This window comes from Vibrio sp. 10N.286.46.A8 (assembly GCF_041470165.1).
GTDB lineage: Bacteria > Pseudomonadota > Gammaproteobacteria > Enterobacterales > Vibrionaceae > Vibrio > Vibrio tasmaniensis_A.
The window spans coordinates 1-25,163 of the sequence record NZ_JBFRLX010000102.1; the positions used below are offsets into that span (position 1 = coordinate 1).

Genomic DNA, 25,163 nt, shown 5'->3' on the forward strand with positions numbered 1-25,163 from the left:
GTGTAAGGCTAAGTGTGATCTGTGTTTTAATTTGTTATTATTTGAGAAATTAGTTTTAAGTCCTCATATGAAGGGGGTTTCCCTCCCGTATTCTCTAGGTTCCACTTAATTCATAGCTGAGTTAAATTTGTTCGATTGGATTGTTCCAATCGTGTTTTGAAGAGTGATTTATAGAAGTGAGTTCGAGTTAAATGAAAACTCCCGTTGTTGATTTGTGGCTATGTTCTCTGAGTAACTTAAATGACCAGTCAGACAATGTATTTCAGCTCAAAAATAGACTGACGGCCGACGAGATAGCCAAAGTTGAGCGCTATCGAATGCCTTCATCTCAAATTCAGGCCCTGTATGTTCGAAACTACCTAAGAAAGGTGCTGTCTAGCTATTCTAATTTGATGCCTGAAGCGTGGCGCTTTGAATATGGTGAGAAAGGGAAGCCAAGATTAATTGAGAAACAACAAATAGAAACCGGCCTGAATTTCAATATCAGTCATAGCAAAGAACATTTGTTAATCGCAGTTTGCCAGATAGAAGGTAAGCAAGTTCAGCTAGGTGTTGATATCGAACACGCAAGAAGCTCGACCAATATCGACTCGATCATGAAGCATTATTTTTCAGATACGGAATTGACAGATTTACTTGAGCTCAGCAAAGAAGAACAAAGAGAGCGCTTTTTCGATCTGTGGGCGCTGAAGGAGTCGTATATCAAAGCGACGGGCAAGGGGCTGGCCACATCGTTGCGAAGCTTTTCGTTCGAATTTTCCAATCTGACGGAGCAAACATTGTCCATTCACGCTTCGGGTTTTCAACCAAACTTGCAGGATGAAATTAGATTGCATGGTGAAATCAGCATATACAGTGGAGTTGGGTTGGATGTTACTGAGCAAACCGATAGTTCTGCAGATTGGCAATGTTGCTTGGGGAGGTTGGATGAGAAGTATCGCTTTGCTGTTACGCTTGGTGGGGCGAGTCTGCCAATGCAATTAGAGATGAGAACCTTTTCGTCGTCTCATCTCTTTTAAGCTGGTTTGGTGAGACGAAGTTAGCTCGTTTCGCCAAGCATCGCTTTTAATACTTCGGCAGGTACGGGCTGCAGTTGCTTGTCTTTGTCTAGGCAAACCATTTCGATATCACCAATCACCGCAGGTTTGGTTGCATCTTTACGCCACACTTCTTGTCGCCATAGCGTTTTGTATTTGCCATCGAGTTCAAAAGAAGTTCGGATGTCACAGATCTCAGCGAACTCAACACCATCTTGAAAAGTCATGTTGGCTTTATAGACCGCAAAACCTAGTCCGTGCTCGTTCCACAATTCCGCCAATTTATCGCTACCCAAGACATGTTCGCGCGCACGCTCAAAGTACTTTAGAAAATTAGGGTGATAAACCACACCTGAGTGATCGGTATCTTCATAGTAAATTTGTACTGGGTGATGGTAGATCTGACTCATTGGTATCAACTCTTATTAAGTGTAAATCTGACTAAGTTGTGCAGCACTCTACAGGATAGGTCGAAATTACTTCAAGGTATCATCGGCAATGTGGCTCTTGGTCAGACCTCATTCGGCCGTATCCATTAGTGATGCTTTGGTCAACTCCCACCCATTTACAAATATTCTATGTGTCATTTCCCACCCATTGATTTTTGCAGCGAGTTGGTGATTGCAGCAGGCAGATATCATGAAGCCTTATGGTTAAAGGGTTGTTAATGGTTTGTGTCAATGTGGCGCGCTAATTGCCTTAGTGAAAGCACGCAGTTCCCATTGAAGGGCTGTTTTGTTTACTAAGGAGAATAATAATGTTTAAGCCTCTTACCCTGCTGTCTGTCTCTGCTCTGGCGCTCACAAGTTTTAATGCTGCTGCAAACTGTGATCCAGGTGAAATCGTGATTAAATTCAGTCATGTAACCAATACGGATAAGCACCCGAAAGGCATTGCCGCTTCTTTACTGGAAGAACGAGTAAACACGGAAATGAATGGCAAAGCTTGTATGCAAGTTTTCCCTAACTCAACACTTTACGATGATAATAAGGTACTAGAAGCCCTGTTAAATGGTGATGTTCAAATGGCGGCGCCATCGTTGTCTAAATTTGAGAAGTTCACTAAGAAATACCGCATTTTTGACCTTCCTTTCCTATTTGAAGACGTAGAAGCTGTTGACCGTTTCCAAAACTCAGAGTCTGGCGAAAAGCTGAAGAACGCGATGAAGCGTCGTGGCCTTCAAGGCCTAGCGTTTTGGCACAATGGCATGAAACAGATGTCAGCAAACAAACCTCTTATCAATCCTGAAGACGCGGAAGGTTTGAAATTCCGTGTTCAAGCATCAGACGTATTGGTGGCTCAGTTTGAACAACTGGGTGCTAACCCACAGAAGATGTCTTTCAAAGAAGTATACGGTGGCCTGCAAACTAAGGTTATCGATGGCCAAGAGAACACATGGTCAAACATCTACGGTAAGAAGTTCTTTGAAGTACAAGACGGCGTGACAGAAACTAACCACGGTATTCTTGATTACCTCGTAGTAACGTCGAACGACTTCTGGAAAGACCTACCTGAAGATGTACGTACGCAACTTGGCACAATCGTTCAAGAAGTGTCTGAGACTCGTAACGCAGAATCTTCAAAAGTTAACCTAGCGAACAAAAACAACATCATCGAAGCGGGTGGTGAAGTTCGTACGCTTACGCCTGAACAGCGTGAAGCATGGGTAACTGCGCTTCAACCAGTATGGAAGAAGTTTGAAAAAGACATCGGTTCAGATCTTATCGATGCAGCGTTAGCTTCAAACCAATAACACCGCTAAGGGAGTGGCGTGAATTTCGCCACTCCTCATTAAAATAACTATAAGCGGAGTCAATTATGGATAATCCTCAAATGGAACAGCCAAATTCTAGCGAATCAGCACTGGAAACCTCTTTTTTTTCCAAAGTCGGAAGAGTTACGGATGTGATTGAAGAGTCATTAATCGCATTTTTCCTTGGCGCAATGACGCTACTTACTTTTGCCAATGTGGTATTTCGATACGCATTCAATGGCAATATCTTATGGGCACTAGAACTGACGGTGTTCATGTTCGCTTGGATGGTGTTAGTGGGCGCATCTTATGGCGTTAAAAAACACTTCCACATTGGTGTTGATGTGATCATCAACCTTGCCCCAGAAAAGCTACGCAAAGTGTATGCGTTAATCGCCGTCACAAGCTGCCTAGCATTCTCAATCTTACTTCTTATAGGTTCTTGGAATTACTGGTACCCGTTCGCGACTGAGCGCGCTTGGTACGAGACCGATGATATTCCAATGCCAGAGATGCTTCAGTTCCTTGCCGACTGGATGAATGAAGGCGAGCGATACGAGAAACTGCCACGTTTTATTCCTTACATGGCACTGCCTATTGGTATGGCAATGCTGACGTTCCGTTTTGCCCAAGTTGCTTACCAAGTAGTCACAGGCAAGCTTGACCGCATGATAGCGGGGCATGAAGCCGAAGAAGAGCTGGATGCATTGAAAGCTGATGTGTTAGCGGGTTCTGATGAAGACGCGACAGCGGTATTGGACTCGACTAAGCAAAACAAGGCGAACGAGTCGGGTACAAAATCTAACGGTAAGGAAGACTAATCATGGCAATGTTATTTCTATTTTTAATGGTAATTGCTTTCATGTTGGTCGGTGTACCAATTGCGATTTCCCTCGGTTTATCAAGCGTCATATTCTTATTGATGCATTCAGATGCTTCTTTGGCATCCGTTGCACAAACGCTGTTTAATGCATTTGCAGGCCACTACACACTCTTAGCGATCCCTTTCTTTATCTTGGCCTCTAGCTTTATGTCTACTGGTGGTGTGGCGAAACGTATTATCCGTTTTGCTATTGCAATGGTGGGTTGGTTCCGCGGCGGTTTAGCAATGGCATCGGTTGTGGCGTGTATGATGTTCGCAGCGTTATCTGGGTCGTCTCCAGCAACGGTAGTGGCAATCGGTAGTATTGTTATCGCTGGTATGATCAAAAACGGCTACACAAAAGAGTTCGCGGCAGGGGTTATCTGTAACGCGGGTACGTTGGGTATCTTGATTCCACCATCTATCGTTATGGTGGTTTACGCTGCGGCGACGGATGTATCTGTCGGTCGTATGTTCTTAGGCGGTGTGATTCCTGGCCTGTTGGCGGGCGTGATGTTGATGATAGCTATCTACATTGCAGCACGTATTAAGAAAATTCCTGCACAACCATTTGTAGGCTGGGGTGAGATGTTCGCAGCCGCGAAGGATGCGAGCTGGGGCTTGTTGCTGATTGTTATCATTTTAGGTGGTATCTACGGCGGTATCTTTACTCCGACAGAAGCGGCGGCTGTTGCAGCGGTTTACGCGTTCTTCATTGCCAACTTTATCTACAAAGATATGGGGCCGTTTGCGGACAAGAAAAATACAAAGCCTGCTTTGGTGAAAGTGTTCCAAACGTTTTTCCATAAAGACACCAAAGACACGCTCTATGATGCGGGTAAGCTGACCATCATGTTGTTGTTTATCATTGCCAATGCTCTGATTCTTAAGCATGTACTGACAGAGGAGCGCATTCCTCAGATGATCACGGAATCCATGTTGTCTGCAGGTTTAGGGCCGATCACCTTCTTGATTGTGGTGAACGTTCTACTCTTGATTGGTGGGCAGTTCATGGAGCCATCAGGCTTGCTTATCATCGTTGCGCCATTGGTATTCCCAATTGCAATTGCACTGGGCATCGACCCAATTCACCTAGGCATCATGATGGTGGTGAACATGGAGATAGGGATGATAACACCGCCTGTGGGGCTCAACTTGTTTGTGACCGCAGGGGTTGCCAAGATGTCGATGATGAACGTAGTAAAAGCCGCACTGCCATGGGTTGGCGTGATGTTCTTATTCCTGATTATCGTAACCTACGTACCTTGGGTATCAACATGGTTACCGACTACCTTGATGGGGCCGGAGATCATCACGAAATAGAGAGTGAAATCATAGCGAAGTGATGGGGAGGGCTAAACCTCCTCATCAATGATTTTTCCATATCGAGAGCCAGAATCAATCGGCTCATACAGCGCTCTTTTTGCCTCTAACTCTGGAGTGTCTAAGTTGACATGATTGTCAGTGTAAAAAATACCGTCAATTTCAAACGTATCGGTGATCGAGGGAACTTTAGTTTTCTCACCCACAATGACCTCCTTACTACCTTGGTTGCATAACATCCTGTTGTGAAATAAGTATAGGTGATCTTGCTCCCAAATTTAATTTAGTTTTCGCTCTGTCGGTATGACTCTTTAACTAGTTGGTGTTTTTGCATTTTATCGTAGAGGGTTTTTCGTGGAAGTTGCAGTCTATCCATAGTCTCTTTTATGCTGCCATTACACTCAATAAGTGCTTGTTTTAACGTGTTTTTCTCAAAGTCAGATACCAGTTCTGCCAAAGACAGTTCTTGAGTGACTTGATTGGTGTTGTCTGATAAGTGAGAAAGCTTACCTAAAAGTACAAACCGCTCAGCTGTATTACGCAATTCTCGTACATTTCCCGGCCAATCATGAGCTAAAAGCGCGTGCAGCTCCTTTTGGGGAAGTGCTGGTGCTGTCTTGCCATAACGTGCAGCAGCGACCAGTAAGAAGTGGTGGAAGAGTGCAGGGATGTCTTCTTGACGGCTTCTTAATGGCGGTAAATCTAGGGTCACAACGTTGAGTCGATAATAGAGGTCTTGGCGGAAAACGCCTTCTTCAGCCGCCTTTTTTAGGTCGACTTTGGTTGCGGCGATTACTCGAATATCGAGAGGCACTAAACCGTTTGAGCCAACCCTTTCAATAACGCGCTCTTGTAAGACGCGCAACAGGCGAATTTGTGCCTGCATCGGCATGGACTCAATTTCATCTAAGAATAGAGTTCCGCCTTGAGCAAATTCAAATTTACCCACTCGCTTGCTTTCTGCGCCAGTGAACGCACCTTTCTCATGACCATACAGTTCACTCTCTATTAGGTTTTCAGGTACCGCACCGCAATTGACGGCGACGAAGTTTTGTTCTCGCCGGCTGCTTTGTTCATGTAGAGAGCGTGCGACCAACTCTTTGCCTGTGCCAGTTTCACCAAAGAGTAAAATGTCAGCGTTAGTATCTGCCACATGAGTGATGATAGAACGCAGGTCGGTCATTGATTGCGTGTCACCAATGATTCTCGGCCCAAGCGCTTTACTGGCCTTTAAAGAGCGCTTCAATTCAAGATTCTCGAGTGTGAGTTGACGTTTTTCTATTGCTCGTTTGGTGGTTTCGATTAAACGTTCATTGGCGAACGGCTTTTCGATGAAGTCATAGGCGCCATCTTGGATCGCTTGTACCGCCATCGAAATATCGCCGTGGCCAGTGATCATGATTACGGGGACTTCTTTGTCTTTGTGCATTACGGTGTTGAGCAAGTCATGCCCGGAAATACCCGGTAAACAGATATCAGTGATGATTACGTGGGGTAAGCCGTTCTCTTGAATTGCGAGCAGAGCAGATTCGGCATCGGGAAAGAACTCCGCTTCAATATCGGCGAGCTCAAAGCTCTGTTCAATCGCCATTTTTAGGTCGGATTCATCATCAATGAAATAGACGTGACACATAGTGATTCCTTTACTTCTTTGTATTCTGATTATCGCTGAGTTTTTTGCTTGTTGGTTGACTCGCTTGTTAAATAGCTAGCTTGTTAACGGTTTAATCTCAGTCTGTTGTTTTTGCTTTACGTAATGGTTCTTCTTGCTGTTTTTGTTGCTGGTGCTGGTGTTCAAGAAGGGGCAACTCTATGCTGAATCGAGCGCCACCTAGAGGGCTGTGACCGGTAACGAGTTTGCCGTTGATTCCGCTGATTATTTGTTGAGAAATCGATAACCCAAGTCCAAGTCCGTTTTTCTTGGTGGTATGGAAAGGTTCAAAAAAATCTCCGCTCGAAGAGGAAGTGAAGCCGGGGCCATTATCATCGACATGAATCAGCAAGGTGCTGGCTTGTTGATGGTCGGACTCCCTAATCTCTAACAGAATAGCTAATTGCTTGTCGTCTTGTTGTTCCATTGCCTGAATCGCGTTGGTCAGCAAATTGATGACCACTTGTTCCAATTGAATGGTGTTGGCGAGCACGCAAGCATCAAAGGTTTCAGGGAGTTCGTTGACCTTAACTCGTTCACTCTTGAGTTGTGGTTTCATCAGCTCTCTTGACGAGTGCAATACGGGAAGTATCTGCAACGTGTGTAGCTCTTCCGCGGTGGATTTCTTGGCAAAAGAGCGAAGCTGGTGGCTGATTTTCGCCATGCGATCAGTGAGCGCCGAGATTCGCGAGAGGTTGTCATCGACACGATCGATCTTTTCTTTGGCAAGAAACAGTCGGCCGTTGTCGGCATAACTGCGAATCGCAGCGAGAGGGTTATTCAACTCGTGGCTTATGCTTGCCGACATTTGCCCTAGCACCGCCAGTTTGGCGGCTTGGATGAGTTCGTCTTGTGTCTGTCTCAGTACATGTTCGGTTTCGATACGATGTTTAATCTCGACGTGCAGCTCTGATGTGCGCTCAAGCACTTGAAATTCTAGCTTTTGCTTGGCTTCAGATTGCAGCCTATCAATTTGGGCACGCCTTTGTTGTCGATGGTGATAGAGCTGCATCGTTAGATAAATAATCGCAAAGATAAGGCTCAAAACCACTAGGTAAGCCACCAGATCCCACCAAACTAAGTGGGTTGGAGAAAATACTCGTATAGTGAGTTTCGGTTCTGCTAAGAAGCGTGAAGAGCTAAAGAATTGCTCTTGGACGAGCTTGTGCGGAGACTCAATATTGCTAGTAGCACTCTCGAAATCACCAGAGAAGTGAAGGCTTTCTATTTTGGTATCGAGATATTGTCTGCTTTCTTGAATTCGAGCTTGCTGTGCTTGGCTCAGCGGCTGAAGGCTTTTGAACAGCCATTCAGGATTACTCGACATGAATACGATTTGGTCTTTATCGTCAGCAACAAAAAAACTCTGTTTGCCTTTCCAACTTGCTTCAATCAGCGATAAATCCATCTTTACGACAATGACGCCAATAATCTCAGCGGCATAGGAGACCGGATAAGAATAATAATAGCCTCGCTTCCCAGACGTTGAACCTAGCGCAAAATATTGATTTTCATTGCCCTGAATGGCTTCTTGATAGTAGGGACGGAAAGCAAAGTTTCGACGAATAAAAGAATGCGGTTGATTCCAGTTACTGGCTGCGATAGTGGTGCCAATGCTGTCTAATAGATAAGTGTCGGACGCTTGAATCACCGAATTTACGTGCTCTAGATAGCGATTGGTGAGTTCGATTTGCGCAGAGTTACTTGGAGAGTGAAGGGCATCGACCAGTTCTTTGTCTTTTGAAAGCAGCTCGGGAATGTGCGCGAACTTATCCAGCTGGCTTGAAATATGAACCGAAAAGCGGTCTAGCTTAGATTGATGATCATTTAACAAACTTTCATGACTTGTACTCCACACCCAATGACCGCCAAAGACCATCAGTAGACTGTATATGGCCATTAATAGTATTGGGATTCTAAAAGCTTGAAACATTAAGGCTCTCCGCTAATTTCTTTGGTAATCAATCAAGCCCGTCTTCTCTCATTTATGGTAGCAAATAGCGGTAGTGTTTGCTGAAAGTAGACAGTCGCCAGATGGATGTAGGTTAAGGGTTTGTAACGGGGATTGTTGAAAAAGTTATCGACTCTGAGGGGTAAAACAAGAGCAAGATCTCTTTTTAAGGTTTTTAGCAAAAAAAGCCCTCGATTCCCTTGAAAAAGTCGCTATTGTCCCCATTTCTGTTGTGCTAAGTGATGATTTGATCGTTTTTGTATCATTTAGTTGGACGAATTTAGAGCATTCATCATCATGCAGAGGTGAACGGCTCGACAGAGATTAAACAGATCGCTAGAATGTCGCGTCTAAAATTTCTGTCCTGAGGCTAATCGGAGATACCTTTCTTGTTTTCGAAAACAAGCTTTATTGCGTTTTAATCGACGCGTGAAGAACGAAGATATCGCTGATTAGTCTGGTGTTTGGTTGAATAATCAATTCAGACATCAATGCTCGATTTTAAATTAGGTGTTCGGATAGAGCACTACACAAGGATGCAGCCAACAACGTCGGCTTTTGAATTAAAGCTAAGTTACGGCTCATATGCTCAGATTACTGAGCCAGTTTTGAGGTTTATATAATGCAAGTTACTGTTGAAACGCTAGAAGGCCTAGAGCGCCGTCTTAATATTACTGTTCCTGCTGCTAACATCGAAGATGCAGTTACAGCTGAACTACGCAACATCGCGAAAAACCGTCGTTTCGATGGCTTCCGTAAAGGCAAAGTGCCAATGAAGATGGTTGCTAAAATGTACGGCAAAGCAGTACGTCAAGACGTGATGGGCGAAGTAATGCAACGTCACTTCATCGAAGCGATCGTTAAAGAGAAAATCAACCCAGCTGGCGCACCTACTTTCGCACCAGTTGAAAACAACGAAGGCGCTGACCTAGTATTCAACGCAACTTTTGAAGTTTACCCAGAAGTTGAGCTGAAAGGTCTAGAAAACATCACTGTTGAGAAACCAGCAGTAGAAGTTAAAGAAACTGACGTTGAAGAGATGATCGAAACTCTACGTAAGCAACAAGCGACTTGGACTGAAGTTGAAGCTGCTGCTGACGCTGGTTCTCGTGCAACTATCGACTTCGTTGGTTCTATCGACGGTGAAGAGTTTGAAGGCGGCAAAGCTGAGAACTTCCCACTAGAGATGGGCGCTGGTCGCATGATCCCTGGTTTTGAAGACGGTATCGTTGGTAAAACAGCAGGTATGGAATTCGAAATCGAAGTAAACTTCCCAGAAGATTACCACGCTGAAAACCTAAAAGGTAAAGCTGCTAAGTTCTCTATCAAGCTGAACAAAGTTGAAGCTCGTGAGCTTCCAGAACTAAACGAAGAATTCGTTTCTAAGTTCGGCGCAGCTGAAGGCGTTGAAGGCCTTAAAGCTGAAGTTCGTAAGAACATGGAGCGTGAGCTTAAGCAAGCAGTTAAGAACCGCATCAAAGAGCAAGCAATCGACGGTCTAGTTAACGAAAACAACATCGACGTACCTTCTGCTCTAATCGATCAAGAGATCGGTGTTCTACGTCAACAAGCTGCTCAACGTTTCGGTGGTAACACTGAAGCTGCTGACCAACTTCCACGTGAGCTGTTCGAAGAGCAAGCTAAACGTCGCGTAGTTGTAGGTCTTCTTCTTGGTGAAGTAATCAAGACTGAAGAGCTAAAAGCTGATGACGAGAAAGTTAAAGCTATCATCGAAGAGATGGCTACAGCATACGAAGATCCAACAGAAGTTATTGCTTACTACGAGCAAAACGAGCAAATGATGAACAACATGCGCAATGTTGCTCTAGAAGAGCAAGCTATTGATGCAATCATCGCTAAAGCTCAAGTTTCTGATAAAGAAGTTAGCTTCAACGAGCTAATGAATCAGCAACCTGCTTAATATAGTAATATCTGACGTAGAAGGTTGACGTACGGTCAACAATTCTGCTAACAATGGTCCGTATGATTTAATCATTCGGGCCATTTATTTTAGGGACATAAGAATATGAGCTACCAAGAAAAAAATACAATGCCATCGATTATGGACGCACTAGTTCCTATGGTGGTTGAACAGACTTCCCGTGGTGAACGTTCTTACGATATTTATTCTCGTCTATTAAAAGAACGTATCATTTTCTTAACAGGTCAAGTGGAAGACCACATGGCAAATCTTGTCGTGGCTCAACTGCTTTTCTTGGAATCAGAAAACCCAGACAAAGATATCTATCTTTACATCAACTCACCTGGCGGTAGCGTAACAGCGGGCATGTCTATCTATGACACAATGCAGTTCATCAAGCCAAACGTGAGCACAGTATGTATGGGTCAAGCTTGCTCTATGGGTGCATTCTTACTAGCGGGTGGTACTCCGGGTAAGCGTCACGTGCTTCCAAACTCACGTGTAATGATTCACCAGCCACTTGGCGGCTTCCAAGGCCAAGCGTCTGATATTCAAATTCACGCGCAAGAGATCCTAACGATCAAGCAAAAGCTAAACAAACTATTGGCAGAGCACACAGGTCAGCCTCTAGAGGTTGTTGAGCGTGATACAGATCGTGACAATTTCATGTCTGCTGATCAGGCTGTAGAATACGGTTTGGTGGATTCAGTTCTTAATCACCGCGGTCAATAATTGCAGGGCAATTGTTTAACGCAAAGTGATTCAAATTGATATACACTCAAACATAGAGAGTAAAGGCTAAGAGGTTAGCGAATGACAGATAAAAGCAAAGAGGGTGGTAGCGGTAAATTGCTTTACTGCTCTTTCTGTGGCAAAAGCCAGCACGAAGTTCGCAAGTTAATCGCAGGTCCTTCTGTTTACATTTGTGATGAATGTGTCGATCTTTGTAACGACATTATTCGTGAAGAAATTAAAGATGTTCTTCCAAAGAAAGAATCGGAATCGCTGCCAACGCCGCGTGAGATTCGTGAGCATCTTGACGACTATGTAATCGGTCAAGAATACGCGAAAAAAGTGCTAGCAGTTGCAGTATATAACCACTACAAGCGTTTACGTAATGGTGATACGACGGCTGAAGGCGTAGAGCTAGGTAAGAGTAACATTCTTCTTATCGGTCCTACTGGTAGTGGTAAAACCCTACTGGCTGAAACACTGGCTCGTTTCCTAGACGTTCCTTTCACAATGGCAGATGCAACAACACTAACCGAAGCGGGTTATGTGGGCGAAGATGTTGAAAACATCATCCAGAAGTTGCTTCAGAAATGTGATTACGACGTAGCGAAAGCGGAACGCGGCATTGTTTACATCGATGAAATCGATAAGATTTCTCGTAAAGCTGAAAACCCATCGATCACGCGTGACGTGTCTGGTGAAGGTGTACAGCAAGCTCTATTAAAACTTGTTGAAGGTACAGTGGCTTCAGTTCCACCTCAAGGTGGTCGTAAGCATCCACAGCAAGAGTTCTTGCAAGTGGACACGTCTAAGATCCTATTTATCTGTGGTGGTGCGTTTGCCGGCCTAGATAAAGTGATTGAGCAACGTGTAGAAACAGGTTCAGGTATCGGCTTTGGCGCAGAAGTGCGTTCAAAAGACGAAACCAAAACTATCGGTGAACTGTTCACTCAAGTAGAACCTGAAGATCTAGTGAAGTATGGTTTGATTCCAGAATTTATTGGTCGTCTACCTGTTACAACAACACTGACAGAGCTTGATGAAGAAGCGCTAATCCAAATCCTTTGTGAGCCAAAGAATGCACTGACAAAACAGTACGCTGCATTATTTGAACTTGAGGATACAGAGTTAGAATTCCGTGAAGACGCCCTACGCGCAATTGCGAAGAAAGCAATGAACCGTAAAACGGGTGCTCGTGGTCTACGCTCTATCTTGGAAGGTGTTCTACTAGAAACTATGTACGAACTGCCATCTTCAACTGATGTAAGCAAGGTTGTGATTGATGAGTCGGTAATTAATGGTGAGTCAGAACCACTATTGATTTACAGTAACTCAGATAACCAAGCAGCTGTTGCAGAGTAGGTCTTTTTAAGACTACACACTCAAATTGAAAAAGGAGGTAAGCAATTACCTCCTTTTTTTTATTCTTCCATTGAATCCAGTCGTTTAAGCCCCATATACTGCTTTATAAGTTAAAGCGGAAGAGAGAAATATATGAACTTGGAACGTTCCGAGCGTATCGAAATCCCCGTGCTACCTCTACGTGATGTAGTGGTTTACCCACACATGGTTATTCCATTGTTTGTCGGTCGTGAAAAATCGATTACTTGCCTTGAATCGGCAATGGAAGCTAACAAACAAGTACTACTTGTAGCGCAGAAAGAAGCGGACACTGATGAGCCTTCAATCGACGACCTATTTAACGTAGGTACAGTCGCTACTATTCTTCAGTTGCTAAAGCTGCCAGATGGTACCGTAAAAGTACTTGTCGAAGGTCAGCAGCGTGCAAAAATTCACCAGTTCAAAGAGAGTGAGTTTTTCTTAGCGGATGCCGAATACGTTGTAACCTCAGAACTTGACGAAAAAGAACAAGAAGTGGTTGTTCGCAGTGCGATCAATCAATTCGAAGGCTTTATTAAGCTGAACAAAAAGATTCCACCAGAGGTTCTAACCTCGCTGAACGGTATTGATGAGGCTGCTCGCCTTGCTGATACGATTGCTGCGCACATGCCACTTAAACTGGTAGATAAGCAGCACGTTCTAGAAATTTCAGATGTGACGGAACGCCTGGAATTCTTGATGGGCCAAATGGAGTCAGAAATTGATATCCTGCAAGTTGAAAAACGCATCCGTGGCCGCGTTAAGAAACAGATGGAAAAGTCTCAGCGTGAGTACTATCTGAATGAGCAAATGAAAGCGATTCAGAAAGAACTGGGCGAGATGGACGACGCGCCTGATGAATTCGAGACTCTGAAGAAGAAGATCGAAGACTCAAAAATGCCTCAAGAAGCTCGTGAAAAAACTGAGCAAGAATTGCAAAAACTGAAAATGATGTCGCCAATGTCTGCTGAAGCAACAGTAGTACGTAGTTACATTGATTGGATGGTAGGCGTTCCTTGGGCTAAGCGTTCAAAAGTTAAAAAGAATTTAGCGAAAGCGGAAGAGATCTTAAACGAAGATCACTACGGCTTAGAGCGTGTTAAAGAACGTATTCTCGAATACTTGGCAGTACAAAACCGTATCAACAAACTAAAAGGCCCAATCCTTTGTCTTGTTGGTCCTCCTGGTGTTGGTAAAACTTCGCTAGGCCGTTCGATTGCCGCGGCAACGGGTCGTAAGTACACACGTATGGCGCTAGGCGGTGTTCGTGATGAAGCTGAGATTCGTGGTCACCGTCGTACGTACATCGGTTCACTTCCGGGTAAATTAATCCAGAAGATGTCTAAAGTTGGTGTTAAGAACCCACTGTTCCTATTAGATGAAATCGATAAGATGTCTTCTGATATGCGTGGCGACCCATCTTCTGCGCTTCTAGAAGTACTAGACCCTGAGCAAAACAACGCATTTAACGATCACTACCTAGAAGTCGATTACGATTTATCTGATGTGATGTTTGTTGCAACGTCTAACTCGATGGATATTCCGGGCCCACTATTGGACCGTATGGAAGTGATTCGTCTGTCGGGTTACACAGAAGATGAGAAGCTGAACATTGCTAAGAGCCACCTATTGGACAAGCAAGTTCAACGCAACGGTCTTAAGCCTAATGAGATTGAGATTGAAGACTCTGCAATCATCGGCATCATTCGTTACTACACGCGTGAAGCGGGTGTGCGTAGCCTAGAGCGTGAAATCTCTAAGATCTGTCGTAAAGCAGTGAAGAATATCTTGTTAGACAGCAGCCTTAAATCTGTAACGGTTAACATTGATAACCTGAAAGAGTACTTAGGTGTGCAACGTCATGACTTCGGTAAAGCGGATGAAAGCAACCGTATCGGCCAAGTAACTGGCTTAGCATGGACGCAAGTAGGTGGCGATCTACTGACCATCGAAACTGAATCAATGCCAGGTAAAGGTAAGCTAACGCAAACCGGTTCACTAGGCGATGTGATGAAAGAGTCGATTCAAGCGGCAATGACAGTGGTTCGCTCTCGTGCGGAAAATTTGGGTATTAACACCGATTTCTACGAGAAACGTGACATTCATGTTCACGTACCGGAAGGTGCAACGCCAAAAGATGGCCCGAGTGCGGGTATCGCAATGTGTACTGCATTGGTCTCTAGCTTAACGGGTAACCCTGTAAAAGCAGAGGTTGGTATGACAGGTGAAATTACCCTTCGAGGTGAAGTTTTACCTATCGGTGGCTTGAAAGAAAAGCTGCTTGCAGCGCACCGCGGTGGCATTAAAACGGTACTGATTCCTAAAGACAATGAGCGTGATTTGGAAGAGATTCCAGACAACGTAATCGCTGACTTGAAGGTAATTCCGGTTCAATGGATTGATGAAGTACTGAAAGTCGCACTAGAACGAGATCCGTCAGGGGTCGAGTTCGACGTGAAAAAATAGTGATGCATAGCAAAAATAAGTAAAGAATTACGCTGATAGACCCGAAAAGGCTTGTCAGCGTTTTTTTTGGACGCTAAGTTATTCGACTAAAGCGGCAGCCCTTTTGTAATAAGGCTTGCGGCTAAATTAAAACCAAAATGGAACGTACAGTCATCGAGAAGTAGTCACAGATGACACATAGGGGAAAAACAGTGAATAAAACACAACTAGTAGAATCAATCGCAGAAAACGCAGACATCTCTAAAGCTTCAGCTGGTCGCGCTCTAGACGCTTTCATCGAAGCAGTTGGCACAACGCTACAATCAGGCGACCAAGTTGCACTTGTTGGCTTTGGTACTTTCAGTGTTCGTACTCGTGCTGCTCGTACAGGTCGTAACCCAAAAACTGGTGAAGAGATCCAAATCGCAGAAGCTAAAGTACCTGGCTTCAAAGCGGGTAAAGCACTTAAAGACGCATGTAACTAATTTTTGTTGCTGAAACCTCAAGTTTTTGTGAGGAGAAGGCAGTAATATGCGTTTACTGTTTGAACAATGATGTTTCATTTTCAAACAGTATATGTGCAAAGCACATTGAACTTATTTAAATTATGCGCATCCTACTGATGCGCATTTCTTTTTCTGATAATATCGCGTGAATAGATTTTTATTTTGAAGCCAATGCTTCATATCCGGAGAGCACTTAAATTATGATGGATCGATTACGCGAAGGCGTGAATAGCATCGCGGTAAAAATTATCCTTGGGTTGATTATCCTGTCATTCGTATTCGCAGGTGTAGGCAGCTACATCACCGGTGGCGGTAACAACGCAGCAGCTAAAGTTGGCAACACAGAAATTGCTCGTGGTGAGTTCGAACAAGCTTACCAAAACGAACGTAATCGCATGCAATCTCAACTTGGCGATTACTTCGCTCAAATGCTTGCAGACCCTGCATACGTGGAGTCTTTCCGTAAGTCAGTACTTGATCGCATGATCAACGATGTTCTACTTGAGCAGCAAGCAGAATCTCTAGGCCTACGAATCAGTGATTCTCAAATCCGTACCATGATTCTAGAAATGCCTCAGTTCCAAACGGCTGGTCAATTCGACCAAGAAGTTTACCAATCAGCATTACGTCGTGCAGGTTTCAGCGCAGAAAGCTTCGCAGAATACATGCGTCGTGACCTAATGCGTAACCAGCTTGTCACTGCGCTTCAAGGCAGTGAATTTGTTCTTCAAGGCGAAATTGATATTCAGAGCAAGCTTATTGCTCAAACTCGTGACATTCGTACAGTGACCTTGTCTGTTGCTGATCTAGCGAAAGGCATCGAACTAACTGACGAGCAAATCGAACAGTACTATTCTGAGAACCCTCAAGCTTACACTCGTCCAGAGCAAGCTAAGGTGTCTTACATCGAGCTTTCAGCTGAAGCACTTAAGTCTCAGCTTGAAGTAAGCGATGAAGAAGCACAGAAATACTACCAAGAGCACCTAGACAAATACTCAACTGAAGAGCAACGTAAAGTTAGCCACATTCTAGTTCAAGGCGATGACGAAGCGAAAGCTCAGTCAATCCTAGACGAGCTAAATGCAGGCGCTGATTTTGCTACGCTAGCGGAAGAGAAATCTGACGACTTCGGTAGTGCAGATGTTGGCGGTGACCTAGGTTGGATTGAACGCGATGTTATGGACCCAGCATTCGAAGAGGCGGCTTTCGCTCTTGAGAATATTGGCGATACGACTGGCTTAGTTAAATCTGATTTTGGCTACCACATCATCAAGCTAGACGAAGTAAAAGCATCTCAAGCTCAGCCTTACACTGAAGTTGCTACTGATATTAAGCAAGAGCTTCTAGACCAACACGCAGTTGATCAGTTCTACGAGCAACAAACTGAACTTGAAAAAGTAGCGTTTGAATTCCCAGATTCTCTAGACGACTCTGCTGAAGCTATCAACGCGAAGATCACGACGACTGATTTCATCTCTCAAGCTGACGCTCCAGAAGTTCTGATGACGCCTGCAGTAATGCAAGCTATCTTGAGCCCTGAAGTGAAAGAAGACGGTTTGAACTCTGAAGTTATCGAAGTGGCTCCTGAGCACGTTATTGTTGTACGTGTAGAAGAGACTCGCGACGAAACAGTTCTTCCTTTAGCAGAAGTGAAAGATCAAGTTGTAGCTGCATTGTCTGCTGTAAAAGCAGAGCAACAAGCGGTAGAGCTAGGTGTTTCTCTAGTAAACGAACTTAAGCAAGGTAATGAAGCGGTACTGGCGGATAACAGCCTTGAGTTTACTGAACTTGAAACCATTGACCGTAATTCTCCATTAGCTGCATCTGTATTCGCTCTAGTGAAACCAGAAGCCGGCCAACCTGTGTTCGGTCAATCTAAAGATCAAGACGGTAACATCGTTGTTGTTGAGCTTTCTAAAGTAACGGCTGAAATCAACCCTGCTTACAGCACACAACTTGGTGCACAGTTAGAGCGCGTTGGTAATCAACAAGACCTTACTAATGTACTAAACGTACTGCGTAAAAATGCAGACGTTGAATACTACATCGTTGGTCAAGCTCAATAAGCTTTGAATTTACTCGGTAGTCTTCTGCCGAGTAATGCAACTTGAGAATACAACTTGAAAGTAGTGCAGCAACTCGGTTTGCGAGCCAGCTAACAAGTTGATGAAAATTAGATGTATAACAAAGCGGGTCATTTCGGTGACCCGCTTTATTTTTATCTGGCGTTTGTTTTATGTGCAGCGGCAAATGCATAAGTTACGTTTTTTGTTCAAAGGAACGGTTTATGCGCACGATATATTCAACATTACTTCTCTCATTTCTTATGACCCTGAGCTCCCCGGCGCTTTCTAATAGCCCCACTAAAGCTGAGCTTTACGATGGCATTGAAATTACGGTAAACATCAATACAGCGACAGCTGAAGAGCTGTCAGCGCTATTGGTTGGTGTTGGGGATAAGAAAGCTCAAGAGATCGTCGATTACAGAGATCAAAACGGAGTGTTTACGACTGCTGATGATTTGGTGAGTGTGAAAGGGATAGGTGAAGCCACGGTTAAAAAGAACCGCGAAAGAATTCAACTTTAATCCGTTTGTCTACTTGTTAGAAATGAAGCGATAGATATGAAGCCTCCGGCCAGTGCACCTGCTAGGTGGGCTTCAATCGCGACACGAGCATTAATCAGTTCACCAGTCGTGCTAGAAGGGCCAATAAGCTGCTCCCAAGCGATTTTAGCGATTAATCCCAATACTAACAGCCAACTTGATCTCCTACCGTTTAAAGCCTCACTGAGCGCGAATAAGCCAAACAACCCATGCAAAGTGCCAGATAGGCCAACATAGATCTGAATACTCGAAAACAACAGAGCGATTCCAGTCACTAAACTAATCACAAGCAGAGCAAGAACAAGCTGTTTTTTACTCGGTTGAAACAGATAGCTGATGATCCATAAGCCTGCTAGATTCATCAGAAGGTGCGAGTAGTTGGTATGTGAAAAGTTTCCTGTTAGGATCCGCCACCATTGCCCCTCGGCAATCGCATTGCTATCCCATACGACCCAAGCTTGTATTGGCTCAAATTGGAATAAGACGCATAAAAGTGAAGTGAAAATTAAAACAGGGTACACATTAAATCCATGTCTCGTTATTGCCGCCAATGCAGCAAGGCTTTGAAAGCTTGTATATGTCAGTGGGTTACGCCACTAGAATCGAACGTTGAGCTTATCATTCTTCAGCACCCATCAGAAGAGCATCGCCCGATGGGAACTGCGCGTATCCTCTCGTTATCTCTAAATAACAGTGTGACGTTTGTCGGTGAAGACTTTTCTAATAACGAGCAACTGAACATGTTGCTGGCCGATGAACAGTACCAACATGTGATTTTATACCCAAGCGAAAACTCTGTTTCAGTTGAGTCGGCGACATGTCCTGATAAGAAGCTGCGTGTGATTTTATTGGATGGCACCTGGAAGAAGGCGTTCAAGATGTGGCAAGTATCGAGTAACTTGCATGCGCTGAATACGGTTCACTTGCCGAAAGATCTCAAGGGTAATTACCGAATTCGCAAAGCGCCAAGTGAAAACAGCCTTTCGACAGTAGAGGCGGGTTATCATCTGTTGAGCTTGTTAGAAAATGATCGAGACTTTAGTTCTCTGCTAACGGCATTTGACCGAATGATTCAGTTTCAAATCAATCAAATGCCACCGGGCGTGTTTGAGAAAAACTACTTAGATTAAGCTGTTTCAGTAAAGTGAGCCAGGAATTAAAACTCGGTATGAGCTGAGAACAGTTGCTGATGCATTTTCTGCGCAAGATCATCGGTCATTGATGAAATGTAATCCGCAATCACGCGCATTTTTCGAGACTCATCTTGATGTTGTAGCCATTGCTTCTTGATAGGTAGTGGCAGCAAGCGTTCAGGATCTGCGCTGAATGCTTCAAACATATCCATGATAATCTGCTGACCTTTATATTCTATCACTTGAACCTGTGGCACTTGAATCACGTACTCGCTGACAAAATGTTTCAGTTTGTCGAGTGTGGCGTCCATGCTCGGTTCAAGCACCGCATTGTAAGCAAGCAGTACATTCTCAAATCTAGCATCTACTCGTTCAATCGAAATACTGGTCAACAGTGCGTTGACTATCCCACCAATCGCATCCTTTCGACGATACTGCTCACCAGAGAAAAGCATCTCTGTGATTGAATCTAGGTGTTCACAAACCCAAGGGTCGGCCATCTCTTTAAGTTGAGGGTAAGCCGACTTGACCCATTGAGATTTGGTGACAGAGCCAAGCACAATCGCATCTTCTAAATCGTGCACGCCATACGCGATGTCATCAGCCAGCTCCATGATTGAACAATCAAGTGACTTATATTTGGTCTTATTGTGCTCAAGTGGCTCTGTATGCGTTTTTCTTTTCTGTTTTAGAAGCTGTTGGTCGCTGCTTGAAAGCGGCTCCAGTACCCAGTTAAAAAGTTCTTCATCATGATCGTAGATGCCTTTTGCTGGCATCCAATCTTTGGCTCGGAGCTGTCGTTGATGCTTAACAGGCTCAGACTGTAATTTAGCTTGAACCTCACTAAGCAGAGAAGGGTACTTAATCAAACCTAACAAAGTGCGTCGAGATAGGTTCATCCCGTGATGTTCAGTGTAGGGTTCTAATTGAGTCACTATTCGGAACGTTTGGGCATTGCCTTCAAAGCCACCATGATCGCGCATCATATAGTTCAACGCGACTTCGCCACCGTGCCCATAGGGTGGGTGGCCAATGTCGTGAGCAAGACACAATGAATCAATCAAACTGTCTGAAGGCAACAAATCTCGAAACTCGGGCTGCTTTTTTTTCAGCTGGGCAACGATACCGGTACCTAGCTGAGCGGCTTCTAGCGAATGAGTCAGGCGAGTTCGGTGGAAATCGTTTACCGTGGTGCCATGAACTTGGGTTTTTGCTTGGAGGCGGCGAAAAGCGGCAGAGTGAAGCACCCGCGCACGATCGCGTTGATACGGGCTACGGTGGTCATCACGCCTTATTTTATGTTCATCGTCATTTCGATGTTGCCATTCTTGTTCGAGTTCAAAGGGTGGTTCGAGTGGAGAATTCAAAATAGCACCTATCAAATTGATTTATTTAGCTAATTACACTCAACTTATACCCAGCTAGCTTATCTCGTCTAGTGATAATTCAAAGCTCGGCGCAAATGTGGTGAGAAAGTAGTCCATTTCCGGGCTTTTACGCTGTTCGAGAGTCTCTTCTAGTCGGCGTTTCGCTTGTTCGTACTCATGGTTGCCCGCACTGAGTTCCTCCAAACACTTGAGGTAAGCGCAGATAGTGTCGGCTTGCTTAACGATGCTTTGCTCTTCTTTGTTTGCTGTTCCAGATATCAAAAACGGGGAGAAGTCGTCTCGGAACTCTTCTGGCAGCATTGAAAGCAGTCTTTGCTCTGCTGCCGCTTCTATCTTCTTATACTCTTGTGCGATGTCTGGGTTGTAGTATTTAACTGGCGTCGGCAAATCACCTGTTAGCACTTCACTGGTATCGTGGTACATGCCAAGCAGAGCAATGTGCTCGGGGTTGAGCTGACCATCAAACTTCTTATTTTTAATTAATGCCAAGGCGTGGGCGACGAAAGCCACCTGTAGGCTATGTTCTGAAATATTCTCGCTTGAGACTGAACGCATCAGGGGCCAGCGTTGAATCAGCTTCATACGGGCAAGATGGGCAAAGAAATGGCTTTGTTTCATAAGAGTCCTTTTAGTACCAATCGTAGTAAATAACTGGTCATCGTAGCTTGTTAAAAAACTCGATAACTTTGTTAGAATTTTTGATTGTAGAATAACTACTTACCAAAAAATTCTGCCTTGTTCTCAAGTTTTTTCCCTGCGCTATTTCTGAACACTTACTTACTGTGATTGGTATAAGCAATGCTCCACTCGTATCTTGTGTTTGCACAGGGACACGAGACAGCGGATACAAAAAAGGCTCCTAAATAGGAGCCTTTTAAGCATAGAAGTGAATGAATACAAGTTAAAGTCTTTTAAAACAGCAAATTGTAGCCATCTTTCTCTGTGCTATTTAACCTTCGATGAGGTCGTCTTGGCTGTAGGTCTGTAAGAAGCGCTCTAGGCGACCAATCGCGATTTCTAGATCTTCGATGTGCGGCAGAGTCACGATGCGGAAGTGATCCGGTTTCGGCCAGTTGAAGCCCGTACCTTGAACCAATAGCACCTTCTCTTGCTTAAGGAAGTCGAGCACAAACTTCTGATCGTCTTTGATGTTGTACATCTTGGTGTCGATCTTAGGGAACAGGTACATCGCGCCTTTTGGTTTCACACAAGAAACGCCAGGGATCTTGTTGATTAGCTCCCATGCGCGGTCGCGTTGCTCAAGTAGTCGGCCGCCTGGCAGAATCAGTTCATTAATACTCTGGTAGCCGCCGAGCGCGGTTTGGATCGCGTGTTGCATTGGCACGTTGGCACACAAACGCATCGAGGCGAGCATTTCTAGCCCTTCGACATAGCCTTTCGCGATGTGTTTCGGACCCGTTAAGAACATCCAACCACCACGGAACCCACATACACGGTAAGCCTTAGACAGACCGTTGAATGTCACCATGAGTACGTCTTCGGCAAGCGTTGCAACTGAAGTGTGTACCGCACCGTCGTAAAGTACTTTGTCGTAGATTTCATCAGCGAAGATGATCAAACCGTGCTCACGAGCAATCTCAACAACTTGTAATAGGAAATCACGGCTGTATACCGCGCCCGTTGGGTTGTTCGGATTGATAAGAACGATGCCGCGAGTCTTTGGTGAGATCTTCGCTCGCATGTCGTCTAGATCTGGATACCAATCAGCATCTTCATCACACATGTAGTGAACCGGCGTGCCGCCAGAAAGCGCAACAGACGCTGTCCATAGTGGGTAGTCCGGAGCGGGAACTAAGATTTCATCACCATTATCCAGTAGCGCCTGCATAGACATAACGATAAGCTCTGATGCGCCGTTACCAATGTAAACATCTTCTACATCAAGGTTACGGAGGCCTTTTTTCTGGTAGTGCTGAACAACCGCTTTGCGGGCTGAATAGATGCCTTTTGAGTCACAGTAACCTTGAGATGTCGGTAGGTTACGGATTACATCAACAAGGATTTCATCAGGGGCGTCAAAACCAAATGGGGCGGGGTTACCGATATTAAGCTTCAGTATTTTATGCCCTTCTTCTTCCATGCGCTTAGCATGTTTGAGTACAGGCCCCCTGATTTCGTAGCATACGCTGTTGAGTTTTGACGACATCCCGATATTTTGCATTGCCGATTTCCTGAAATTAATTTAAATACTTTATTAAAGTACCGCAAAACGGGGTTTGATAGAATAAAAATCTGATGAATGTCGTATTTCAGTGTCACGTTTGGTCTTTTTGTTGTCACTCTTTTCTAAATTTTAATTAATCGCTTGTTTGTTGTTGGCTAAGATGAATAAAGAGGCGGGATCGCTTAAAATCACACGAATGTTCGAAAGATATCGTACATTCTTGATCTAAGTTGGTGCTGCCCATAAAGTATCAAACTAATATAATAATAATTTAGATGTGAACGAGGTCGATTTGTCACATTTCCAGCAAACTGTCTCCGCTTTGATTGAGCGAGTACAAAATGCCCAAGCAAGCGAAGTGCGTTGTGTTGAAGTTCTAACGCAAAAACCATCGTTTGCATTTATTGAATGGCTTCATGCTCAACCACTCTTTCCTAAGTTTTATTGGCAGTCACGTGATACTCGTGAAGAGGTCGTTGCGCTCGGGCAATTACATACTTTTTCTGATCCCGCTCCCGCGTACGCAATTCTTGGTGAAGACCAACGAATCTGGGGTGGGCGCTCGTTTGACGGGCACACCGCAAAAAACCGTCGTTGCATGGAATCGTTTTTCTTCCTTCCTCAGGTTGAACTGATCCGCTTTGACAAGACTTGGTCGTTAGCCGTCAACTTATCTCCTGATCGCGTTGCTTCTATTAATGCTCTAAATAAGCTTTCTGTCGAAGCGGCGATATTGGCCCCTTTGTCAGCGCACATTGAGCAGATTAACCACGTTCCAGAACGAGAGCTGTGGGGCAACCTTGTCGATAAAGTGCTGAAAGGCATTAGCGACGAAGAGTACAAGAAAGTCGTTTTAGCGCGTAAAACCACATTGCAATTGGATGCGCCAATCTGCGCGGCTCAGTTGCTTAAAGCCAGCTATTTGCAAAATCATCACAGTTTCCACTTTATGTTGGTACTGGACTCTAAACACAGTTTCATTGGTTCGACGCCTGAGCGCTTATATAGCCGATATGGTAGTGAGCTTGATACGGAAGCGCTTGCAGGAACCATTGGCCGAGGAGAAAACTCGACCGAGGATATGGAACTAGCAAACTGGCTTTCACAAGACACTAAAAACCTCAATGAGAACCAGTATGTGGTTGACGACATCATTGAGCGCCTCACTCCTCATTCTCAAACGGTTCATGTTGAAAAGGATACGCGTCTTGTGCGCTTGCGTAAGGTGCAGCATCTTAAGCGTAATATCCACGCCCAGCTTAACAATGGCGTTAACGGTGTACAGTTGCTTGCTGCATTACAGCCGACTGCTGCGGTGGCTGGTTTACCGCGTAAAGAGGCGATGGATTTCATTCTTGAACACGAACCGTTTGCTCGAGGGTGGTATGCCGGTTCTGTGGGTTATATCAGCCATCAGAGAGCGGAATTTTGTGTAGCGATTCGAAGTGCCTTGATTGTAAACGATCAGGTACAACTGTTTGCGGGTGCGGGGATCGTGCCGGGATCTGTAGCCGAATATGAGTGGCAAGAATTGAATAAGAAGATGTCAACTTTACTTAGCCTAATTTCAGACCATCCATTACTGGGTGTCGCATCATGAATCATGACCAAGCCGTATTAAATAGAGTTTGGTGTAAGACGTTACTGGAGGAGCTTGCACGCAGCGGTATTGAACATGTTTGTGTTGCACCGGGTTCTCGCTCAACACCATTGACACTCGAAGCCGAAGCCAATCCAAAGTTAACTTTACACACGCACTTTGACGAGCGTGGTCTCGGTTTTTTTGCTCTAGGTTTAGCTAAAGCGAGTGATAAGCCAGTTGCCGTGATTGTTACCTCTGGTACAGCCGTTGCGAACCTTCTTCCTGCGACGGCTGAATCGGGTTTGACACGAGAGAAGCTGATCTTGCTGACGTCTGATCGACCAATAGACTTGGTTGGTTGTGGGGCGAATCAAGCAATTCAGCAACAGGGTATCTTTTCGTCTCATGTTGAAAGCTCTTTAAATCTGCCCAGCCCAACAACACAGACTTCTTTGAATTGGCTTCTGACATCGGTTGATAGCGTACTTGCGAACCAACAAAGTGTTGGCGGTGCGATTCATATCAACTGTCCATTTCCTGAGCCTTTGTATTCAACAAGTAGCGCTGAAATGTATGCACAGTACACATCCAGTATCTCTGGGTGGAAATCGGGAACAGGTTGTTACAGCCAAACGTTTTTACCTAATCAAGTGAATACACAACCGATTGCTCCAGGTGAGTATCTTGGACGTAAGGGTGTGGTTATTCT

At 44.6% G+C, this 25,163-nt stretch carries 22 protein-coding genes and 1 pseudogene; 15 read left to right on the plus strand and 8 right to left on the minus strand.

From position 1 onward, the window contains the following. The first annotated feature begins 191 nt into the window (after positions 1–191). Positions 192–1,019: a 4'-phosphopantetheinyl transferase superfamily protein gene (locus AB4232_RS11580; RefSeq protein WP_372087154.1), complete on the plus strand. Its 828-nt coding sequence runs from the start codon at positions 192–194 to the stop codon at positions 1,017–1,019. Between the two features lie 20 nt (positions 1,020–1,039). On the opposite strand, the gene AB4232_RS11585 is transcribed toward AB4232_RS11580, so the two are convergent. Next, a complete protein-coding gene (locus tag AB4232_RS11585) occupies positions 1,040–1,447 on the minus strand; it encodes a thioesterase family protein (protein WP_004736070.1) in 408 nt (135 codons plus the stop codon). A gap of 347 nt (positions 1,448–1,794) precedes the next feature. Between AB4232_RS11585 and AB4232_RS11590 the strand changes: the two genes are divergently transcribed. The 3 genes from AB4232_RS11590 to AB4232_RS11600 all read left to right on the plus strand — a co-directional run bounded on the left by AB4232_RS11590 (position 1,795) and on the right by AB4232_RS11600 (position 4,975). Further along, positions 1,795–2,790 (plus strand): TRAP transporter substrate-binding protein, encoded by a 996-nt coding sequence (locus tag AB4232_RS11590; protein ID WP_012604509.1) that lies wholly within the window; start codon positions 1,795–1,797, stop codon positions 2,788–2,790. Positions 2,791–2,855: 65 nt separating this feature from the next. After that, the gene (locus tag AB4232_RS11595; RefSeq protein ID WP_009847290.1) at positions 2,856–3,611 is read left to right on the plus strand and encodes a TRAP transporter small permease; all 756 of its coding nucleotides are present in this window, start codon (positions 2,856–2,858) and stop codon (positions 3,609–3,611) included. A gap of 2 nt (positions 3,612–3,613) precedes the next feature. Further along, complete coding sequence (locus AB4232_RS11600; protein ID WP_004736074.1) at positions 3,614–4,975, plus strand: TRAP transporter large permease; 1,362 nt, start codon at positions 3,614–3,616, stop codon at positions 4,973–4,975. A 32-nt stretch (positions 4,976–5,007) separates the two neighbouring features. Here the strand turns inward: AB4232_RS11600 and AB4232_RS11605 are convergent, their stop codons facing one another. From AB4232_RS11605 to AB4232_RS11615, 3 genes are all read right to left on the minus strand, one after another. Next, the gene (locus tag AB4232_RS11605; protein ID WP_017101579.1) at positions 5,008–5,181 is read right to left on the minus strand and encodes a hypothetical protein; all 174 of its coding nucleotides are present in this window, start codon (positions 5,179–5,181) and stop codon (positions 5,008–5,010) included. Positions 5,182–5,258: 77 nt separating this feature from the next. Continuing rightward, positions 5,259–6,608 (minus strand): sigma-54-dependent transcriptional regulator, encoded by a 1,350-nt coding sequence (locus tag AB4232_RS11610; RefSeq protein WP_372087155.1) that lies wholly within the window; start codon positions 6,606–6,608, stop codon positions 5,259–5,261. A 97-nt stretch (positions 6,609–6,705) separates the two neighbouring features. Further along, positions 6,706–8,559 carry an ATP-binding protein gene (locus tag AB4232_RS11615; protein WP_372087156.1) on the minus strand — a complete coding sequence of 618 codons (1,854 nt, stop codon included), beginning with the start codon at positions 8,557–8,559 and terminating at the stop codon, positions 6,706–6,708. A 163-nt stretch (positions 8,560–8,722) separates the two neighbouring features. Here AB4232_RS11615 and AB4232_RS11620 point away from each other — a divergent pair. From AB4232_RS11620 to AB4232_RS11655, 8 genes and pseudogenes are all read left to right on the plus strand, one after another. Further along, a pseudogene (locus AB4232_RS11620) lies at positions 8,723–8,905 on the plus strand (hypothetical protein); the annotation flags it as partial. Between the two features lie 294 nt (positions 8,906–9,199). Beyond that, entirely contained in the window at positions 9,200–10,498 is a 1,299-nt protein-coding gene (gene tig / locus AB4232_RS11625; protein WP_372087157.1) for a trigger factor, read from the plus strand. 105 nt (positions 10,499–10,603) lie between these two features. Continuing rightward, positions 10,604–11,230 (plus strand): ATP-dependent Clp endopeptidase proteolytic subunit ClpP, encoded by a 627-nt coding sequence (gene clpP / locus AB4232_RS11630; RefSeq protein ID WP_004736080.1) that lies wholly within the window; start codon positions 10,604–10,606, stop codon positions 11,228–11,230. Between the two features lie 81 nt (positions 11,231–11,311). Further along, the gene (clpX, locus tag AB4232_RS11635) at positions 11,312–12,592 is read left to right on the plus strand and encodes an ATP-dependent protease ATP-binding subunit ClpX (RefSeq protein WP_009847283.1); all 1,281 of its coding nucleotides are present in this window, start codon (positions 11,312–11,314) and stop codon (positions 12,590–12,592) included. Positions 12,593–12,724: 132 nt separating this feature from the next. Beyond that, on the plus strand, positions 12,725–15,076 hold the full coding sequence (gene lon / locus AB4232_RS11640; RefSeq protein WP_372063527.1) for an endopeptidase La: 2,352 nt from the start codon (positions 12,725–12,727) through the stop codon (positions 15,074–15,076). A gap of 170 nt (positions 15,077–15,246) precedes the next feature. Beyond that, positions 15,247–15,540 carry an HU family DNA-binding protein gene (locus AB4232_RS11645; protein ID WP_012604504.1) on the plus strand — a complete coding sequence of 98 codons (294 nt, stop codon included), beginning with the start codon at positions 15,247–15,249 and terminating at the stop codon, positions 15,538–15,540. Positions 15,541–15,761: 221 nt separating this feature from the next. Then, positions 15,762–17,627, plus strand: a complete 1,866-nt coding sequence (gene ppiD / locus AB4232_RS11650; RefSeq protein ID WP_372087158.1) for a peptidylprolyl isomerase — start codon at positions 15,762–15,764, stop codon at positions 17,625–17,627. Between the two features lie 221 nt (positions 17,628–17,848). Beyond that, positions 17,849–18,148 (plus strand): ComEA family DNA-binding protein, encoded by a 300-nt coding sequence (locus AB4232_RS11655; protein ID WP_135445328.1) that lies wholly within the window; start codon positions 17,849–17,851, stop codon positions 18,146–18,148. On the opposite strand, the gene rrtA is transcribed toward AB4232_RS11655, so the two are convergent. Beyond that, positions 18,145–18,687, minus strand: coding sequence for a rhombosortase (gene rrtA / locus AB4232_RS11660; protein ID WP_102582478.1), 543 nt, complete (start codon positions 18,685–18,687; stop codon positions 18,145–18,147). The two genes, AB4232_RS11655 and rrtA, sit on opposite strands and share 4 nt — an antisense overlap. Positions 18,688–18,696: 9 nt before the next feature. Between rrtA and AB4232_RS11665 the strand changes: the two genes are divergently transcribed. Next, positions 18,697–19,296 carry a tRNA-uridine aminocarboxypropyltransferase gene (locus AB4232_RS11665; RefSeq protein WP_372087159.1) on the plus strand — a complete coding sequence of 200 codons (600 nt, stop codon included), beginning with the start codon at positions 18,697–18,699 and terminating at the stop codon, positions 19,294–19,296. Positions 19,297–19,322: 26 nt separating this feature from the next. On the opposite strand, the gene AB4232_RS11670 is transcribed toward AB4232_RS11665, so the two are convergent. The 3 genes from AB4232_RS11670 to AB4232_RS11680 all read right to left on the minus strand — a co-directional run bounded on the left by AB4232_RS11670 (position 19,323) and on the right by AB4232_RS11680 (position 22,869). After that, on the minus strand, positions 19,323–20,666 hold the full coding sequence (locus tag AB4232_RS11670; RefSeq protein WP_372087160.1) for an anti-phage deoxyguanosine triphosphatase: 1,344 nt from the start codon (positions 20,664–20,666) through the stop codon (positions 19,323–19,325). A 54-nt stretch (positions 20,667–20,720) separates the two neighbouring features. Beyond that, positions 20,721–21,305, minus strand: a complete 585-nt coding sequence (yfbR, locus tag AB4232_RS11675) for a 5'-deoxynucleotidase (protein WP_135381645.1) — start codon at positions 21,303–21,305, stop codon at positions 20,721–20,723. 331 nt (positions 21,306–21,636) lie between these two features. Further along, entirely contained in the window at positions 21,637–22,869 is a 1,233-nt protein-coding gene (locus tag AB4232_RS11680) for a pyridoxal phosphate-dependent aminotransferase (RefSeq protein WP_009847275.1), read from the minus strand. A gap of 295 nt (positions 22,870–23,164) precedes the next feature. Between AB4232_RS11680 and AB4232_RS11685 the strand changes: the two genes are divergently transcribed. Together AB4232_RS11685 and menD are read left to right on the plus strand one after the other, a co-directional pair. Further along, positions 23,165–24,472, plus strand: a complete 1,308-nt coding sequence (locus AB4232_RS11685) for an isochorismate synthase MenF (RefSeq protein ID WP_029224036.1) — start codon at positions 23,165–23,167, stop codon at positions 24,470–24,472. Continuing rightward, on the plus strand, positions 24,469–25,163 hold a 695-nt coding region (gene menD, locus AB4232_RS11690), incomplete at its 3' end, for a 2-succinyl-5-enolpyruvyl-6-hydroxy-3-cyclohexene-1-carboxylic-acid synthase (RefSeq protein ID WP_372087161.1). The genes AB4232_RS11685 and menD, both read left to right, overlap by 4 nt.